The 17,281-nt window shown below is 72.3% G+C and carries 17 protein-coding genes; 7 read left to right on the forward strand and 10 right to left on the reverse strand.

What is annotated here, in order from left to right; all coding sequences use genetic code 11:
- Nucleotides 1-84 precede the first annotated feature (84 nt).
- Nucleotides 85-705, forward strand: coding sequence for a TetR family transcriptional regulator (locus tag ACFWP2_RS07020; RefSeq protein WP_380449198.1), 621 nt, complete (start codon nucleotides 85-87; stop codon nucleotides 703-705).
- A 260-nt stretch (nucleotides 706-965) separates the two neighbouring features.
- Nucleotides 966-2,108 (forward strand): alpha/beta hydrolase, encoded by a 1,143-nt coding sequence (locus ACFWP2_RS07025; protein WP_380449200.1) that lies wholly within the window; start codon nucleotides 966-968, stop codon nucleotides 2,106-2,108.
- A 134-nt stretch (nucleotides 2,109-2,242) separates the two neighbouring features.
- Here the strand turns inward: ACFWP2_RS07025 and ACFWP2_RS07030 are convergent, their stop codons facing one another.
- The 3 genes from ACFWP2_RS07030 to ACFWP2_RS07040 all read right to left on the reverse strand — a co-directional run bounded on the left by ACFWP2_RS07030 (nucleotide 2,243) and on the right by ACFWP2_RS07040 (nucleotide 4,714).
- Nucleotides 2,243-2,572: a MoaF N-terminal domain-containing protein gene (locus ACFWP2_RS07030; protein WP_380449202.1), complete on the reverse strand. Its 330-nt coding sequence runs from the start codon at nucleotides 2,570-2,572 to the stop codon at nucleotides 2,243-2,245.
- A gap of 344 nt (nucleotides 2,573-2,916) precedes the next feature.
- Nucleotides 2,917-3,591 carry a hypothetical protein gene (locus ACFWP2_RS07035; RefSeq protein ID WP_380449204.1) on the reverse strand — a complete coding sequence of 225 codons (675 nt, stop codon included), beginning with the start codon at nucleotides 3,589-3,591 and terminating at the stop codon, nucleotides 2,917-2,919.
- 325 nt (nucleotides 3,592-3,916) lie between these two features.
- Nucleotides 3,917-4,714, reverse strand: a complete 798-nt coding sequence (locus ACFWP2_RS07040; protein WP_380449206.1) for an IclR family transcriptional regulator — start codon at nucleotides 4,712-4,714, stop codon at nucleotides 3,917-3,919.
- A 202-nt stretch (nucleotides 4,715-4,916) separates the two neighbouring features.
- Between ACFWP2_RS07040 and aceB the strand changes: the two genes are divergently transcribed.
- A complete protein-coding gene (aceB, locus tag ACFWP2_RS07045) occupies nucleotides 4,917-6,569 on the forward strand; it encodes a malate synthase A (RefSeq protein ID WP_380449208.1) in 1,653 nt (550 codons plus the stop codon).
- A gap of 165 nt (nucleotides 6,570-6,734) precedes the next feature.
- Nucleotides 6,735-7,136, forward strand: coding sequence for a gamma-glutamylcyclotransferase (locus ACFWP2_RS07050; RefSeq protein ID WP_360338237.1), 402 nt, complete (start codon nucleotides 6,735-6,737; stop codon nucleotides 7,134-7,136).
- 250 nt (nucleotides 7,137-7,386) lie between these two features.
- Here ACFWP2_RS07050 and ACFWP2_RS07055 read toward each other — a convergent pair whose 3' ends face one another.
- From ACFWP2_RS07055 to ACFWP2_RS07085, 7 genes are all read right to left on the reverse strand, one after another.
- The gene (locus ACFWP2_RS07055; protein ID WP_380449210.1) at nucleotides 7,387-8,772 is read right to left on the reverse strand and encodes an 8-oxoguanine deaminase; all 1,386 of its coding nucleotides are present in this window, start codon (nucleotides 8,770-8,772) and stop codon (nucleotides 7,387-7,389) included.
- A 65-nt stretch (nucleotides 8,773-8,837) separates the two neighbouring features.
- On the reverse strand, nucleotides 8,838-10,370 hold the full coding sequence (locus tag ACFWP2_RS07060; RefSeq protein WP_380449212.1) for a nucleobase:cation symporter-2 family protein: 1,533 nt from the start codon (nucleotides 10,368-10,370) through the stop codon (nucleotides 8,838-8,840).
- A gap of 331 nt (nucleotides 10,371-10,701) precedes the next feature.
- Nucleotides 10,702-11,622, reverse strand: a complete 921-nt coding sequence (pucL, locus tag ACFWP2_RS07065; RefSeq protein ID WP_380449214.1) for a factor-independent urate hydroxylase — start codon at nucleotides 11,620-11,622, stop codon at nucleotides 10,702-10,704.
- Between the two features lie 33 nt (nucleotides 11,623-11,655).
- Complete coding sequence (uraH, locus tag ACFWP2_RS07070; RefSeq protein ID WP_380449216.1) at nucleotides 11,656-11,991, reverse strand: hydroxyisourate hydrolase; 336 nt, start codon at nucleotides 11,989-11,991, stop codon at nucleotides 11,656-11,658.
- Nucleotides 11,992-12,085: 94 nt separating this feature from the next.
- Entirely contained in the window at nucleotides 12,086-12,589 is a 504-nt protein-coding gene (gene uraD / locus ACFWP2_RS07075) for a 2-oxo-4-hydroxy-4-carboxy-5-ureidoimidazoline decarboxylase (protein WP_380449218.1), read from the reverse strand.
- 248 nt (nucleotides 12,590-12,837) lie between these two features.
- Entirely contained in the window at nucleotides 12,838-13,218 is a 381-nt protein-coding gene (locus tag ACFWP2_RS07080; protein WP_380449220.1) for a helix-turn-helix domain-containing protein, read from the reverse strand.
- Nucleotides 13,215-13,469 (reverse strand): thiamine-binding protein, encoded by a 255-nt coding sequence (locus tag ACFWP2_RS07085; protein WP_380449222.1) that lies wholly within the window; start codon nucleotides 13,467-13,469, stop codon nucleotides 13,215-13,217. The genes ACFWP2_RS07080 and ACFWP2_RS07085 overlap by 4 nt, the downstream gene beginning before the upstream one ends.
- A 205-nt stretch (nucleotides 13,470-13,674) precedes the next feature.
- Here ACFWP2_RS07085 and ACFWP2_RS07090 point away from each other — a divergent pair, with 205 nt between their 5' ends.
- The 3 genes from ACFWP2_RS07090 (at nucleotide 13,675) to ACFWP2_RS07100 (ending at nucleotide 17,195) form a co-directional block, all read left to right on the forward strand.
- Entirely contained in the window at nucleotides 13,675-14,520 is an 846-nt protein-coding gene (locus tag ACFWP2_RS07090) for a TIM barrel protein (RefSeq protein ID WP_380449224.1), read from the forward strand.
- A gap of 166 nt (nucleotides 14,521-14,686) precedes the next feature.
- Nucleotides 14,687-15,574, forward strand: a complete 888-nt coding sequence (locus tag ACFWP2_RS07095) for a 2-hydroxy-3-oxopropionate reductase (protein WP_380449226.1) — start codon at nucleotides 14,687-14,689, stop codon at nucleotides 15,572-15,574.
- A gap of 478 nt (nucleotides 15,575-16,052) precedes the next feature.
- On the forward strand, nucleotides 16,053-17,195 hold the full coding sequence (locus tag ACFWP2_RS07100) for a glycerate kinase (protein ID WP_380449228.1): 1,143 nt from the start codon (nucleotides 16,053-16,055) through the stop codon (nucleotides 17,193-17,195).
- The last annotated feature ends 86 nt before the right edge of the window (nucleotides 17,196-17,281 follow it).

Here is a 17,281-nt window from a genome sequence, read left to right on the forward strand (position 1 = left end):
AAGTGGCACGTCGTGCCAACAAGTCCATTCGTGCCGATCCGTCGCGATGTGCCGCCTTGGCATTCGCGCGCGTAGGCTGGCCCCGTGACCGGACGCCCGACCCTGACCCAGCGCCGCCGTGACGCCACCCGGCTGGAGATCGCCCGTACCGCCGCCGCGCTCTTCGCCGAACGGGGCGCGGACGCGACCACCGCCGAGGAGATCGCCCTCGCCGCCGGCATCTCGCTGCGCACCTTCTACCGGTACTTCTCCGTCAAGGAGGACGCCGTCGCCCCGCTGCTCGCGTCGGGCGGACAGGAGTGGGTGGAGCTGTTCACGGCGAGCCCCGCGGACCTGCCGCTGCGCGAGGCGCTGGAGCGTGCGGCGGTCGCGTCGCTGACCCCGGCCGACGACGCGCGGGCCGAGATGATGCAGTGGACCCGTGGTCTGCTGCGCGACCCGAAGCTGAACGCCACCTGGCAGCGCGTCCACGCCGACTCAGAGGAACGGCTGCGGGCCGCCCTCGCCGAGCGCTGCCCGGACGGCACCGACCCGCTGGAGATCCGGCTGGCGGCCGCCGCCGCGACGGCGGCGATCCGGGTGGCGCTGGAGCAGTGGGCCTCCTCCGAGGCGCCGCTCGGCGGCCCGGGTTCCCCGCAGGACCTCGGCGCGCGCTGCATGCGCGAGCTCACGGCGGGGCTGCGGCTCTGGGGGCGGGTCGGCTGAGCCCGAACTGGACCCGGCGGGGGACTGCCGTCGACGGCCGACGGCTGACAGTCGACAGATTTCAGATGACAACTTTCGAAATCTGTTATCTGAAAGTTGTCACCCGTCCGCCCCGCTCCCCGTGACCTCCCAGGCGCGGTCAGCTTCCTCCCAGCTGGGGTTAGGGTTGGTCCTCGCGCCCCGGCGGGGGAACCGGGGTGACCTCCTCGGATGTCCCCAGCGGAGGGGACTGGAGTTCGAGGCGTGGGAGCAAGCAGGGCATGGGTCTGACGAGCCACAAGGTGCTGGCGCTGACCGCACTGATCGCGGTCGTAATGATGGTCGGCACGGTCTGGCTGTGGCCCAGACTCGCGAAGAAGAGCTGGAAGGCGGTGCTCGGCCGGATCGGCGCCCTGCTCGCCACCCAGCTCGCGGTGCTCGCCACGCTCGGCCTGGTCGCCAACAACTACTTCGCGTTCTATAGCAGTTGGGACGACCTGCTGGGCATCGGCGACACCGGCCCGGTGGTCATCCACAACAAGGCGGACGCCTCCGGCCGGCTGATGGTGGAGACGATGGGCCAGGCCGCGGTCAAGGGCGGCGGCGCGATGGGCCGCGAGCCCAGCCAGTCCGGCGAGATCCGCAAGGTCCGGATCGACGGTGCGGTCAGCCGGCTGTCCACCGAGGGCTACGTCTACCTGCCCCCGCAGTACTTCCAGCCGGAGTACGCCCAGAAGCAGTTCCCGGCCGTGATCGTCAGCACCGGATTCCCAGGAATCGCCGAGAATCTGATCACCCGCTTCAACTACCCGGGCGCCGCGCTCAAGCTGCTGCAGGAAGGGCGGATGCAGCCGACCGTCATGGTCCTGATGCGCCCCTCGCCCGCGCTGCCGCAGGACACCGAGTGCGAGGACATCCCGAACGGCCCGCAGTCCGACACCTACTTCACCAAGGACGTGCCCTCGGCGATCCAGGCCAGCTACCGGGTCTCCTCGGACCCGCAGGCCTGGGCCTTCATGGGCAACTCGACCGGTGGCTACTGCGCGCTCAAGCTGGCCATGCGTCACCCGGACGTCTTCCCGACCGCCGTCGCCCTCTCCGCCTACTATGACGCGGCCGACGACCCGACCACGGGTGACCTCTTCGGCGGCAGCAAGCAGCGCCGCGACGAGGCCAACCTGATGTGGCGGCTGAAGAACCTGCCGCAGCCGAAGGTGTCCGTGCTGCTGGCCGGCACCAAGAAGGGCGACGGCAACTACCGGCACGAGACCGAGGCCTTCGTCGACGCGGTGCAGAGCCCGATGAAGGTCTCCTACAGCATGCTGGAGAACGGCGGACACAACTTCGAGACCTGGAGCGCCCTGCTGCCCTCCTCGCTGGAGTGGCTGTCCCAGCACCTCAAGGTGCCGAACCAGACCGTCTGAACCGACCGACCGAGCCCGACCGGCCGAACGACTGAACCACCTGAACCCCCGGAGCCGCGGCTCCGGGGGTTCGATCGTTCAGGTGGTTCAGGTCGTCCGGGAGCCGTCCGGCTCCCACCCCGTGGTCCCGCCGCTCAGGCCAGCCGCTCCAGCGTCCCGGTGTGCAGCTCGCCGACCCGGCCGCCCTCGCCCTCAAAGGTCCAGAAGGCCCGCACGGTCAGCTTGCCGAGGTCCATCACGTGGCTGACGGTGATCCCGCTCTGTTCGGTCCAGCTGATGAAGTAGATCTCCGGCGCGACCTCGGCGACGTGCAGCCGGACGTCCTCCCACTGGCCCGCGGACTCGCCGAGGCCCTCCCAGCGCAGCCGCGTGCCGTCGGCCGAGTAGGTGTTGCGGAAGGCCGCGCCGTTGTCGGCCTGGAAGAGGTAGGTGCGGCCGGCGAAGGCGGGCAGGGGCGCGGTCATGGTGGGGCGGGTCCTCGTCTCTGTCAGGTCGTGGCGAGCATCGGGTCGGGCTCGCCGCTCTTGTGCACGGCGGATGATGTCCGACCTCCAATTTATCCGACCGGGTGCACTCGGTCAGGCACTCGCCACGGTACGGTCCGCCATCACGCGGCCGCCCGGGTGTGAGACCGGCACATGGTCAGGGCCGCGCGCCGGTCCGACCGGCCGGTCGGCCGAGCACTCCGACCACGTCAACCCGGGCAACGCCAGGCGCCACACCGACGCGAGCGCCGCCGACTACGTCCGCGCCTACCGGTGGGACCGGGCCGCCAGCCGGCCCGGTCCCACCGGCTGGACCGGGTGGCTCAGGCACCGGCGGCGGTCTCGACCACCGTGATGTCGAACGGCTGCCGGTTGTTCTCCTCGTTCCGGTCGTCCGCGCTGCGCACCGTGACCGAGCCGCCGCTCAGCCTGCCCACCGGCAGCTCCGGGTCGAGCCGGACCGGGATGAGGGCGGTCGCGCTGCGCCCCTCCCGCAGCCCGGCGCCGAACACGCACCGCACGATGCGGCCGTGGCCCGTCACCCGGCAGTCGGACGGGAAGTACGGGCCCTCCGGGCTGACGCCCTCCGGCAGGGTGATCACGACCGTGAACGGGGAGGCAGTGGTGTCCGGGCCCCGGTTGTCGACGAAGGCGCGGACGGTGGTGGTGCCGCCGGGCGTGGCCGGATCCGGGTCCATCCGGAGCACCTCCAGGTCGGAGTCGGACGGTCGCGCGGCGGCCGGCGCGGGCAGCGTGGAGGCCCCGTACGCCCCCGAACCGGCCGCGGACCCGGACCCCGAGCCGGTCCCGGACCCCGAGCCGGTCCCGGACCCGGACCCGGCTCCGGGCTTGGCCGGAGCCGGCAGGGTGGAGGCAGTGGCCGTCGCCGGTGCGGGCAGGGTGGACACCTCGGGGGCGCCCGTCGCGACGACCTCCACCGCGGGCCGGGGCTCGGGCCGCAGCAGGGCCCAGGAGGGGTCGGTGGTCAGCACCGTCACCGCGCACCCCGCCGCCACGGCCGCGATCAGCCCGGCCCCGCCGAACCCCCCGCCTCTCGCGGTACGCCGACCGCCGCCGCCCCGTACCCGACCGCCTTGAACGCCGCCCCGCACGTCCCGGTACTGCTGCTCCATCCCCGTTCACCCTGCCCTCGCGTCCCGGCCGCCCGCCCCGTTGCGGGCCGCGTCGGCACCAGGGTGGCGGAGCCGCCGCCGGAGCCTGGTGGCAACCCGCCCGTCGTCCGCTCGAACGGATGACGCGACTTGCCGCGCCGACCGGGTCGACCGGCAACGGTGGTTGACGCTAAGTCAGGGCGCGAAGGCCTCAGGGCGCGAGGACCTGCCCCAGCCGGGTCGCGATCTGCTGCATCACCGGCACCAGTGAGGCGGCCCCGGCCTGCTCCTCGAGGGCCCGGATGCGGGCCTCCGGTCCGGAGACCGAGAGCGCGGTGGGTGTCGGTGCGCCCGGGACGGCGAGTGCGATGCAGCGGACGCCGATCTCCTGCTCCTGGTCGTCGACCACGTATCCGCGCTCGCGCGCCTCGGTGAGCTGGCGCATCAGCTCCTGCGGGTCGGTGACCGTGTACTCGGTGTGCGCGGGCAGCGGGTTGGGGCCGAGGACGGCGCGGGCCTCGCCCTCGGGCAGCTGGGCGAGCAGTGCCTTGCCGACGCCGGTGCAGTGCGGTTGCACCCGTCGGCCGACCTCGGTGAACATCCGCATCGAGCGGCGGGACTGCACCTGTCCGACGTACACCACCTCGCCGCCCTCCAGCACCGCCAGGTTGGCGGTCTCGCCGGTGGCTTCCATGAGCTCGGCCAGGTACGGGCGGGCCCAGCTGCCGAGCAGTCGGCCGGCCGTCTCGCCCAGGCGGATCAGCCGGGGGCCGAGGGTGTAGCGGCGCGCGGTGTCCTGGCGGACATAGCCCTGCTGGACGAGGGTACGAACCAGTCGGTGGATGGTCGGCATCGGGAGGCCGGACGTGGTGGAGAGCTCGCTGAGCGTGGCCACGCCCCCGGAGTCGGCCAGCGCCTCCAGGAGTTGGAAGGCGCGCTCGACGGACTGCACGCCGCCGCCCGGGCGGTCGGTGCCGGTCGTCGGAGCTGGGTCGGGGGTCGCAACCACCTGCGTTCCCTTCACTGTCGGGGCGGAGTAGAGTCCCGGCGACCTCTTCAACAAATCGTTGAAATTCTGTATCGCGGAAACTAGTCTCCACTTTACAGAATCGAACTCGCCGACAGGCGGGTTCCGATCGAGGAAGTTCCCCGGGGAGGTTCCTACCGGAGCTCCCTTCGCCAGGCCCAACCGTCTTAGGAGTGTCCTGCTCATGGCTGCAGATCAGGGGCCCGTCGGCGCCTCCCCCGCCGCTCCGGTCGTCACTGTCGCCGGTCCGCACGTCCACCGGGCGGAGGAGGTGCTCACTCCGGAGGCGCTGGCCTTCGTCGCCGGGCTCCATCGCGCCTTCGAGGGGCGCCGACAGGACCTGCTGGCCAGGCGGAAGGCCCGCCGCGCCGAGATCGCCGCCGCCGGAACGCTGGACTTCCTCCCCGAGACCGCCGGGGTCCGGGCCGCGGACTGGAAGGTCGCCGAGGCGCCCCGCGCCCTCCAGGACCGCCGGGTCGAGATCACCGGCCCGACCGACCGCAAGATGGTCGTCAACGCGCTCAACTCCGGGGCGCGGATCTGGCTCGCCGACTTCGAGGACGCCACCTCCCCGACCTGGGAGAACGTGGTCGGCGGCCAGGTCAACCTGACCGACGCCTTCGAAGGCCGGATCGACTTCACCACCACGGCCGGCAAGGCCTACACCCTCAAGCCCGCCGCCGAGCTCGCCACCGTCGTCGTCCGCCCGCGCGGCTGGCACCTGGACGAGAACCACCTGCTGGTCGACGGCACCCCGGTGGCCGGCGCGCTCGTCGACTTCGGCCTCTACTTCTTCCACAACGCCGCCCGGCTGCTGGCCAAGGGCCCCGAGGACCCGAACCCCGGCCCGTACTTCTACCTGCCGAAGACCGAGAGCCACCTCGAAGCCCGGCTGTGGAACGACGTGTTCACCCACGCCCAGGCCGAACTCGGCATCCCGTACGGCACGATCCGGGCGACCGTGCTGATCGAGACCATCACCGCGGCCTTCGAGATGGACGAGATCCTCTACGAGCTGCGCGACCACGCGGCCGGCCTCAACGCCGGGCGCTGGGACTACCTGTTCTCGATCGTCAAGAACTTCCGCGACGCCGGGGAGCACTACATCCTGCCGGACCGCAACAGCGTCACCATGGCCTCGCCGTTCATGGCCGCCTACACCCGGCTGCTGGTGCGGACCTGCCACCGGCGCGGTGCCCACGCGATCGGCGGCATGGCCGCGTTCATCCCGAGCCGCCGCGACCCGGAGGTCAACGCGGCCGCGCTGGAGAAGGTCAAGGCGGACAAGGACCGGGAGGCCGGCAACGGCTTCGACGGCTCCTGGGTCGCCCATCCCGACCTGGTGCCGGTCGCCCGGGCCTCCTTCGACGCGGTGCTCGGCGAGCGGCCCCACCAGAAGGACGACCCCGGCCCGGCCGAGCCGGTCACCGCCGCCCAGCTGCTCGACATCGCGGGCGCCGGTGGCAGCTGCACCCGCGTGGGACTGCACAACGCCGTCCAGGTCGGCATCCGCTACATCGAGGCCTGGCTGCGCGGCCTCGGGGCCGTCGCCATCTTCAACATGATGGAGGACGCCGCCACCGCCGAGATCTCCCGCTCGCAGATCTGGCAGTGGATCCACAACGGGGTCGTGCTGTCCGACACCGGCGAGAAGGCCACCGCCGACCTGGTCCGCGCCCTGGTCGCCGCGGAGCTGGCCGCACTCCGCGCCGAGCTGGGCGAGGAGGCCTACGACGCCGGCCGCTGGCGGGAAGCCGCCCGGCTCTTCGAACAGGTCGCCCTGGCCGAGGAGTTCGTGGACTTCCTGACCCTCCCCGCGCTGCCCCTGTTGGGCTGATCCCGAGCCACCCGCCGTCCGCCACCGCCGCCTCCGCCAGGGCCTGGCACTCCGGCGGTCCACCGCGGCGTCCGTACGGCGTCCGTACGGCGACCGTACGGCGACGAATCCGCCCGTCCTCTCGTCGCCGTACGGAACCGTCTTTTCCACGTAAGGAGTTCACTCATGGCGCGCATGTTCTTCAACGGCCAGGCGATGGTCGGCGGCCCCTTCCACGCCAAGGTCGCCGACTCGCTGATCGGGCCGGCCCGGACCGCCCCCGGCTACCGCTTCTTCTCCATCGACCACAGCGGCGGGACGGACGTCTGCCCGGGTCTGCTGGCCGACCCGGAGGCGGACACCGCGATCGAGGGCGAGCTCTACGACATCCCCCTGGAGCGGCTGCGCGACGTCATCCTGCCGGGCGAGCCGCGCGAACTGGAGCTGGGCGTGATCGAGTTGGAGGACGGCTCGGCCTGCCTGTCGATGCTGCTGGCCCGCGGCGAGGTCGAGCGCGGTGTGCACCGCGAGATCACCCACCACGGCGGGTGGCGCGCCTACCTCGCGACGATCGGGCGCGAGGCCTGACAGGCAGCGGCGAATCGCGAACCGCGAACAGATTTCAGACAACGGATTTCAGCGAACAGATGACAACTTTCATCATCTGTTCGTTGAAGTCCGTCCGTTCCCCGCCCCCGTTCCCCGCTCCCCGCCCCCAAGGCACGCCGCGGCCCCGGACCCTCGCCGTGGATCCGGGGCCGTGGTCCGCACACCCGCCGGGGTGTACGGAGTCCGGGAGCGCACCGTCCCTGGGCGCTCCCGGAGTCCTGGGTGGGCGTCAGACCGGACGGGCCGCCAGCTGGCGGGCGGCGCGGGCGCAGTCGCGCGCGATCCGGTCCTCGTCGACGGTGGTCAGGAGCCCCTTCTCGACCACCGCGTTGCCGTTGACGAACAGCACCGACAGCGGCGGCAGCGCCCCGAAGGTGAGTGCGGCGACCGGGTCGGCGATGGACGAGTGCATGATCCCGTCGATCTTCCACAGCGCCAGGTCGGCGAGCTTGCCGGCCTCGATCGAGCCGATCTCGTCCTGCCGGCCGAGCACCCGGGCGCCGCCCATGGTGCCCAGGCGCAGCGCCTGCCGCCCGGTCAGCGCGGTGGGGGAGCCGTGCAGCCGGTTGATCAGCAGCGCGTTGCGCAGCTCCGTACCCAGCTCGCCGGACTCGTTGGAGGCGGTGCCGTCGACGCCGAGCCCGACCGGGACGCCGGCCCGGAGCATGTCGGGCACCCGGGCGATCCCGGCCGCCAGGCGGGCGTTGGAGGAGGGGCAGTGGGCGACGCCGGTGCCGGTCTCGGCGAACTTGGCGATGTCGGAGTCGTTCATGTGCACGCAGTGCGCCATCCAGACGTCCTCGCCGAGCCAGCCCACCGACTCGAAGTAGTCGGTCGGCCCCATGCCGAACAGCTCCTTGCAGAACTGTTCCTCCTCGGCCGTCTCCGAGCCGTGGGTGTGCAGCCGGACGCCCTTGCGGCGGGCGAGTTCGGCGGACCGGCGGAGCAGGTCGGTGGAGACGGAGAAGGGCGAGCAGGGTGCCAGGGCGATGTGCAGCATCGAGCCGAAGGAGGAGTCGTGGTACCGGTCCACGGCGGCCTCGGAAGCGCTCAGGATGTCGTCCGGCTCCTCGACCGCGTGGTCCGGCGGCAGTCCGCCGTCCTTCCGGGAGCGGTCCATCGAGCCGCGCAGCGCGGTGAAGCGCAGCCCGAGTTCCCGGACGGCCTCGATGGAGGCGCCGAGGACGTCGCCGCCGTCCTTCGGGAAGACGTAGTGGTGGTCGGCGGCGGTGGTGCAGCCGGACTTGAGCAGTGCGGCGGCGGAGCCCTGGGCGGCGGCGTGCACGAGCTTCTCGTCGATCCGCGCCCAGGTCGGGTAGAGCGCGACCAGCCAGTCGAACAGGATGTGGTCCTGGGCCAGGCCGCGGGTGATCCACTGGTAGAAGTGGTGGTGGGTGTTGACCAGGCCGGGGGTGACCAGGTGGCCCTCGCCGTTGATCCGGCGCACCACGTTCTCCAGCCACGCGGGGGCGGGGCCGTCGCCCACCGCCTCGATGGTGTTGCCGAGGACGACCACGTGGCCGCGGGCGTACTCGGTGTCGTTCGCGTCCACGGTGGCGATCGCGACGTTCTCGATCACGATCCGCTGGTCGGCGGGCGGGGGCTGGACTGCCATGGCGTGACTCCTAGGGAGAGGGGGTGGGGCGCGCACCGCATGGCGCACGCCCCGTCCCGCGCTGGTCAGGACGGTTTCGCGGTCGGAGCCGTCGGGGCTGTCGGGGCCGTTGGGGCCGTTGGGGCCGTCGGAGCCGTCGGCACCGTCGTGCCTGAGGCTTGGCCGGGCCCGGACCGGCGGGCGGCCCCGACGTGGTGGAAGAGCAGGTTGAGCAGGACGGCCATCACGCAGCCGGCCGAGATCCCCGAGTGCAGCAGGGTCCGGACGGCCTCCGGGAAGGAGTCGTAGAAGGTCGGTACGGCGATCGGGACGATGCCGACGCCGAGCGAGACCGACACCAGGATGGTGTGCGAGCCGGACTCCATGCCGGCCTCCGCGAGGGTGCGGACGCCGCTGGCCGCGACCGTGCCGAAGAGCACGATCCCGGCGCCGCCGAGGACGGGCTGCGGAACCAGGGAGACGAGCGAGCCCAGCACGGGGAACAGCCCCAGCAGGACCAGCATGCCTCCGCCGGCCGCGACCACGAACCGGCTGCGGATCCTCGTCAGCGCCACCAGCCCGATGTTCTGGGCGAAGGCACTGGCGGCGAAGCCGTTGAAGACCGGACTGAGCGCGGTGGCCAGGCCGTCGGCCCGCAGGCCGGCGGCGAGGGTGGGTTCGTCCGCCTCGCGATCGACGATCTTGCCGAGGGCGAGCATGTCGGCGGTGGACTCGGTCATCGAGACCACCATGACGATGCACATCGAGACGATCGCGGCGGCGTCGAACACGGGCGCGCCGAAGTGGAACGGGGAGGGGAGCGCGAAGACCTTCGCGTCCTGGACCGCGCCGAAGTCGGCCAGCCCCAGCGGGAAGGCGATCAGGGTGCCGAGCGCCAGACCGACGAGCAGGGACAGCTGCTGCCAGAAGCCGCGCAGCAGCCGGTTGCAGAGCACCACCGCGACGAGGGTGATCGCGGCGAGGCCGACGGCCCGCATGGAGCCGTACCCGGGGGCGCCCGGCGAGCCGCCGCGCGCCCAGTTGACCGCCACCGGAAGCAGGGACACCCCGATGAGGGTGATCACGGTGCCCTGGACGACCGGGGGGAAGAACCGGATGAGCTTGCAGAAGTACGGCGCCGCGAGGAAGCACAGCAGCCCCGCGACGATCACCGCGCCGAAGATCACCGGAAGGGCGTCCTTCGGGCCCCCCGTCTTCTCGATGGAGCCCTTGGCGATGGCGATCATGGGCGCGACCCCCGCGAAGGAGACGCCGTTCACGAACGGCAGTCGCGCGCCGATCCTCCAGATGCCGAGCGTCTGGAGGAGGGTGGCCAGTCCGGCGGTGAACAGGCTGGCCGAGATGAGCAGGGCGAGTTCGGCGGGCGAGAGCCCGACGCCGGCGCCGACGATGAGCGGGGGTGCGACGACTCCCGCGTACATCGCGGCGACGTGCTGGAGTCCGGTGGAGAACAGCTTCACCGGGGGCAGCAACTCGTCCACGGGGTGGGTCCCGGGCCGGGGCGGCTTGCCGGGGAGGCGGACCGACGCGCCGTCCGGGTCGTGCGTTCTCGCCGGGGTGGATCCGCCGTCTGTACTGCTGGTGCTGCTGGGTGCCATGTCGAGCCCCTCTTGTGCCCGTGGCTCCCGGCGCGCCCGTGGCGCTGGAGTGCGGCTGGTGCCGATGTGACCGAGGACGGGACGGCGGTGCAAGGATCCCTCGGCCGGCCCCTCCAGTGCCCCGGACCGGCCGCCGCGAGGCAGACACGAACTCCGGTGGGTGGGGGTGGGGGTGGAGAAACCGCTGGCGCGGGTGGAGCGGGTCACGTGGGTGGAACCAGTGGAGCGGGTGGCGCGGGCAGCGCGGGTGGAGCGGCCCGCCCGGACCCGACCGGCCCGTGGGGACCGGAGGGTGCGGCGATTCCGGACGGCGTCCACCTGGTGGGGGAGGTCAGGCGACCGGGATGACCGGAACGACGCCCTCGCGGTGCACGGTGCCCTCGATCAGGCCGTACATGCGGTCCGCGGCGAAGTAGACCTCGTTCTCGTTCTTGAGGCCGAATGGTTCCAGGTCGACCAGGAAGTGGTGCTTGTTCGGCAGTTCGAGGCGGACCTCGTCCACCTCGGCGCGGTTGTCGAGGACCCGGGTGCCCATCGCGTGCAGGGTCTGCTGCAACGAGTAGGAGTAGGTCTCGGCGAACGCCTCGAGCAGGTGCCGCTTCACCTGGGTGTAGGAGCGGTTCCAGTTGGGCTGGGCCTCGCCGTCCCGCCCGCTGTAGCCGAACTTCCAGCGGGCGGTGACCTGGGTGGCGAGGATGCGGTCGTACGCCTCCTGGAGGGTGGTGTAGCCGTCCTTGATGTAGCCCCAGAACTCCGAGTTGGTGGAGTTCATGACGACGAGGTCCTTCAGGCCGGAGACGACCTGGACGGACTCCCCGTCGTAGACGATCTCGCTGGTGCGGATCTCCTGGCCGCTGCGGACGAAGGAGTGGCCCACCTCCTCCGAGCCGATGAAGCGGGCCGAGCTGTCCGGTGTCCTGATCCGGTCCCAGGCGTACTCCTCGATCCGGATCCGGGCGCTGTGCACGACACCGCGCTCGGTGTCGTCGACGAAGTGGCGTGCCAGGAGGACGCCGAACGCCTCGGCCGACTCGATGCCGTACTTCTTGGCGAAGGCGTAGACGGTGTTCTTGGTGGTGTCGGTGGGGAGGCAGTTGGCGTTCGACCCGGTGAGGTGGACGTCCTCGAACTCGCCGCGGAGCGAGACCGAGACGTTCAGGTCCTTGATCTCGTGCCGGGTGGAGTCCCGGTGGATCCGGACGATGCGGTTCTCCGCCTTGCCGTACTGGTTCTGGCCGAGCACGTGGGCCATGACGCGGCTCCTAAGCTTCTCAAGGTCGGTCCACTAGCTTCCGCGGTAGACCGAGTATCCGAACGGGTTGAGCAGCAACGGCACGTGGTAGTGGTGCTGTTCGGGCGCGACCGTGAAGACGATCGAGACCTCGGGGAAGAACGGCGGCTCGGCGGACTCGAGCGCGTGGTACGCGCCGGTGTCGAAGAGCAGTCGGACGACCGAGCCCGCCTCCACGGCCGGCAGGTCCTTGACCCGGCCGTCGGAGTCCGTGGCGGAGGTGCCGAGCACCTGCCAGCCACCCTCGGTGTGCAGTGCGAGCTCGACCGGGACGCCCTCGGCCGGCCGGCCGAGGCTGGTGTCGAGCACATGGGTGGAGATGCCAGTCATGGGTGAAGTGACCTTACTGATGGCAGAAATGATGGTGCGTCAGTTGCTTGATGGGAGTTCTGGCGGGGCGGCGCGGACAAGATGTGACGAGGCGTCAGGGCGTGTCGAGCAGGCGCTTGAGTCGGATGTCGTTGATCTTGCGCAGCTCCTCGCGGACGATCTCCGCCTCGGTGGCGGCGTCGTTGGGGTGGCGCTCGCGCAGGGCGGCGAGCATGCCGACCGCGGTGCGGCCGGTGGCGCAGATCAGGAACACATGGCCGAACTTGGCCTCGTAGGCGGCGTTGGCCTCGTGCAGTTCGTCGAGGACCGCCCGGTCCACGCCGTGGATTCCGGCCTGTTCGCGCTCGGAGGTGGCGTCGCCCGCTATGGGCTTGCCGATCCGGGCGTGTCCGGCCATCGCGTCGCGCAGGTCCTCGGTCGTCAGTGACGCCATGGCCGCCGCGTTGGCGGCGAGCAGGGCCTCACGGCCGGACCAGGGCTTCGCCGCGGCGACCGCGGCGGCCCAACGGGGGCTGGAGCACACTTCCAGCAGGATCTCTTCCAGCTCCGCGGCGTCGGTCGCGGCGAGGGCGCCAAGGGTGTGGGGGTGGTTGGTCACGAGTGGACCTCCTGAAGAGTGGTGCCACCCGGAAAAGCTAGATCGGCCCCACCCGGCCGTCAACACTTTGTTGAACGGTTGGTGGTTACGTTTTGAACCGGGCCCCGATGCCGGGCCCTTTCGTGTGCGATTCGCCAAGTGTGCCCCGCCGCAGGCCGATCCACTCCTGCCGTGCCGGCGGGGTCACCCGTTCGGAAGCCCCCGGGGCGGGGGTCCGCACGCGCCCCGGAGGGCGCCGAACCTGGGCGTCAGGACGACTTCGTGCCGTCCTGGCGGTTCAGGTAGTTGTACACAGTGAAGCGGCTGACGCCCAGGGCGGAGGCGACGGTCTCCACGCCGTGGCGGACGGTGAAGGCGCCGCGCTCCTCCAGCAGGGCGACGACCCGCTGCTTCTCCAGCCGGTCGAGCTCGGCCAGGGGGCGGCCGTCGAACTGGCGGGTCATCTCGGTGAGCATCCGGTCCAGTGCGCTGCTCAGGTGCGGCAGTCGGACGGCCAGGGCCGGGGTGCCCTCCCACTCCAGGACCACGTCGTCGGGCTTCGCCTCGTCCAGTGGGACGGGCGTCGCGCCGACCGCGGCCAGCAGCGGCTTCACCGCCGCGGCGAGCGGGTGTTCCACGTTCTCGGTCACGGCGTACCGTCCTCCTCGCCCAGCACGCTGACCTGGACCGAGATCCGGGTCGCCCCGGCGTCCAGGGTCTCCCTGAGCAGCTTGGTCACCGCGGCGAGGACCTGGTCGGCCCCGCCCTCGGCACCGGTGCCGAAGGGGCCGACCGACACGTTCAGGCCGGCCTCGTCGACGACCTTGCGGGCCGCCGCGGCGTGCTCCGGGAACGTGTCCAGTTCGAACGGTTCTGTCGTGAACTCCACCATCAATCGCACGAGGTCACTGTAGCGAGCGGGGGTCCGGGCGGGCAGGGGCCGGGTGATCGAACAAGTCCGGCCCCGGGGTGGGATGCCCGCGAGACGCCTTCAACAAAATGTTGCGACTCCCTTGACACTCGCTCGGCGGGACGGAGATGCTTCCACCACACAGAATCCCTCTTCCGGATCGTGGAAGTTGCGGATGAAGGAAGAGAGATGAGAGGTGAGCGACGTGACGGCGGCCGCCCAGCACGGCTTCACGGTCAACCTGTCGATCCTGTTCGGTGAACTGCCGCTCCTGGAACGCCCCGCCGCGGCCGCCGCGGCCGGCTTCACGGCCGCCGAACTGTGGTGGCCCTTCGGGGCGGAACACGACCCCTCGCGGGCCGAACTGGACGCGCTGCGCAAGGCGTTCACCGACGCCGGCGTACGGCTCACCGGCCTCAACCTCCTGGACGACCTGAGCAGCGGCGCCCGCGGAACCGTCTCGGTGCCCTCCGAGCGGGACCGCTTCCGCGCCAACGTCCCGGTCGCCGCGGAGCTCGCCGCCTCGCTCGGCGCCACCGCGCTCAACGCGCTGTACGGCAACCGGGTCGAGGGCGTCGACCCGGCCGAGCAGGACGCGCTCGCACTGGAGCACCTGGCGCTCGCCGCCCGGGCCGCGCACGGGATCGGCGCGACCCTGCTGATCGAGGCCCTGAACAAGGCCGAGTCGCCGGACTACCCGCTGGTCTCGGCCGCCGCCGCGGTCGAGGTGGTCGACAGGGTCAACGCCGCCACCGGCCTGGGTAACGCCAGGTTCCTCTGCGACCTGTACCACCTGGCCAGGAACGGCGAGGATCCGGCGGCGGTCATCGACGCCCACGCCGACCGCATCGGCCACGTGCAGATCGCCGACAACCCGGGCCGCAACGAGCCCGGCACCGGCGAACTGGACTTCGAGGACCTGTTCGCCAGGCTCACGGCCGCGGGCTACACCGGCTCGATCGGCCTGGAGTACCGCCCCTCCACCGGCGTCAGCGCGGACAGCTTCGGGTGGCTGCCGCGCGAGCTGCGCGCCGCCCGGTGACAGAGCGCTCGGTGACGGAGCCGCCCGGTGGCGGAGCCGCTCGCCGGAACCGCTGAGCGCCGCCGGCCCGGGCGCCACTGAGCTCGGCACCGCCGGCCTGTGCGCCGCCGAGCTGCGCCGCCGACCCACCCGACCTCCCGCCCGCACACGTAAGGAACACGACGCGATGAGCCGCAAGATCGCCTTCATCGGCCTCGGCATCATGGGCAGCCCGATGGCCGCCAACCTGGTCAAGGCCGGCCACCACGTCACCGGCTTCAACCTCACCCAGCCGCCGATCGACGCCCTGGTCGCGGTCGGCGGCCACGGTGCCACCAGCATCGCGGACGCGGTGAAGGACGCCGAGGTGGTCATCACCATGGTCCCGGCCGACCCGCAGGTCGAGCAGGTCGTCCTGGGCGAGGGCGGGGTGCTGGAGAGCGCCGCGCCCGGCACCCTGGTGATCGACATGTCCTCGATCACCCCGCAGACCTCGGTCAAGGTCGAGGCCGCCGCCAAGGAGAAGGGCGTCCGCACCCTGGACGCCCCGGTCTCCGGCGGCGAGGCCGGTGCCGTCGAGGCCGTCCTGTCGATCATGGTCGGCGGCGCCGCCGAGGACTTCGCCGAGGCCGAGCCGCTGTTCGACGCGCTGGGCACCACGGTCGTCCACGTCGGCCCGTCCGGCGCCGGCCAGACCGTCAAGGCCGCCAACCAGCTGATCGTCGCGGTCAACATCCAGGTGCTCGCCGAGGCCGTCGTGTTCCTGGAGAACGCCGGCGTCGACCTCGCGGCCGCGCTGGACGTGCTCGGCGGGGGCCTGGCCGGCTCCACGGTGCTCGACCGCAAGAAGGCGAACATGCTGAACCGCGAGTTCGCCCCCGGCTTCCGGATCGACCTGCACCACAAGGACATGGGCATCGTCACCGACGCCGCCCGCGCCGTGGGCGCCGCGCTGCCGGTCGGCGCCGTGGTGGCCCAGCTGGTCGCCTCCGCCCGGGCCAACGGCGACGGTTCGCTCGACCACTCGGCGCTCCTGCGTGGCGTCGAGCGGCTCTCCGGGCGCGAGGTCGCGTAACACCCCCGGGGGCTCCCTCGCGGAGCCCCCGGCCCAAGCTCCTCCTGGCGGCGTGTACCCATTCCGGTCGTGCCCGCGCCGCCAGGAGGCCTGGTCCGACCGGCGTGCGGGCCGGGGCTCATCCGCCCGCGCGTCGGTCGATCCAAGCCGGTGACGCGTACGTCCCCCAGCGGGCACTTCGGTCGTGCCCGGTACGCGTCGCCCGGCCCCCTCCCCGCCGAGGGGAGCCTCCCGTGCGTCGGAAGCGGGACGGGGGGAGCGGCGGGGAGGGGGCGCACCCCTCCGGGCCACCTCGGTCGGAGCCGGCCACGGCCCACCCCGGCCGCTCCGCCCCGGCCGCTCTGCCCCGGGGGCCAGTGCCCCGGCCGCTCCGGCCCGGGCGACGGCCCGAGGCGCTGGCTCCCAGGGGCGCCCGGGCCCATGCTGGACGCACATCGCAGAACCACCGCCAGACCCGTACGGAAACGAGGACCGCGCCATGCCCCCCATCCCCCACCAGGGCCATGTGGTCGTCGCCCCCGACAAGTTCAAGGGCAGCCTGGAGGGCTCCGAGGTGGCGGCCCGGATCGCCGCCGGCATCCGGCGCGCCGCGCCCGGTACCGAGGTGCGCGAACTGCCCGTCGCCGACGGCGGGGAAGGCACCCTGGCCGCCGCGCTCGCGGCCGGCTTCAGCCGGGTGCCGGCCAAGGTGACCGGTCCGACGGGCCTGCCGGTGGACGCCGGGCTGGCCGTCCGGGACGACACCGCCGTGGTCGAGCTGGCGCAGGCCTCCGGTCTGGCACGGCTGCCCGGCGGCCGTGCCGCACCGCTGGTGGCCGGGTCCTACGGGGTCGGCCAGCTGATCGCCAAGGCGGTCTCGCTCGGCGTCGAGCGGATCGTGCTGGGCCTGGGCGGCAGCGCCGGTACGGACGGCGGCGCCGGCATGGTGCAGGCGCTCGGGGTACGGCTGCGCGATGCCGCCGGCGCCGAACTCCCGCCCGGCGGCGCCGCGTTGCGCAGGCTCGCGGAGATCGACCTCGGCCCGCTGGCCGGGGCGCTGGGCGGGGTCGAGGTCGTGGTGGCCTGCGACGTGGACAACCCGCTGCTCGGCCCGCGTGGCGCCGCGGCCGTCTACGGACCGCAGAAGGGCGCGGACGGCGAGGACCTGGTGGTGCTGGAGGAGGGGCTGACGCGGTTCGCCGACCTGGTCGCCGAGGCCACCGGGCGGGACGTCCGGGAGGCACCGGGCGCCGGCGCCGCGGGCGGGGTGGGCTTCGCCGCCCTGGCCCTGCTCGGCGCCACCATGCGACCCGGCATCGAGCTGCTGCTCGACCTGCTGGGCTTCGACGGGGCCGTGCGAGGGGCACGCCTCGTCGTGACCGGCGAGGGCTGCCTGGACGCGCAGACGCTCCACGGCAAGGCCCCCGCCGGGGTCGCCGCGGCGGCTGCCCGGGCGGGGGTCCGGGTGGCCGCCGTGGCGGGCCGGCTGGAGCTTTCCGAGCCCGAGTGGCGGGCCGCCGGCTTCACCGCCGCGATGGCCCTGACCGATCTGGCCGAGCGGCCGGGGGAGAGCATGACCCGGGCCGGCGAGCTGGCCGAACTCGCGGGGGAGAAGCTGGCCGGCGAGCTGCTGTCGGGCTGAGCCGTCGGGCTGGACGGTCGAGCTGAACTGAAGAGCTGAACTGTCGGGCCGAGTCCTCGTACGTTCCTCCATTGACGTTTTGTTGA

It is taken from the genome of Kitasatospora sp. NPDC058444 (genome assembly GCF_042721415.1).
Lineage (GTDB): Bacteria > Actinomycetota > Actinomycetes > Streptomycetales > Streptomycetaceae > Kitasatospora.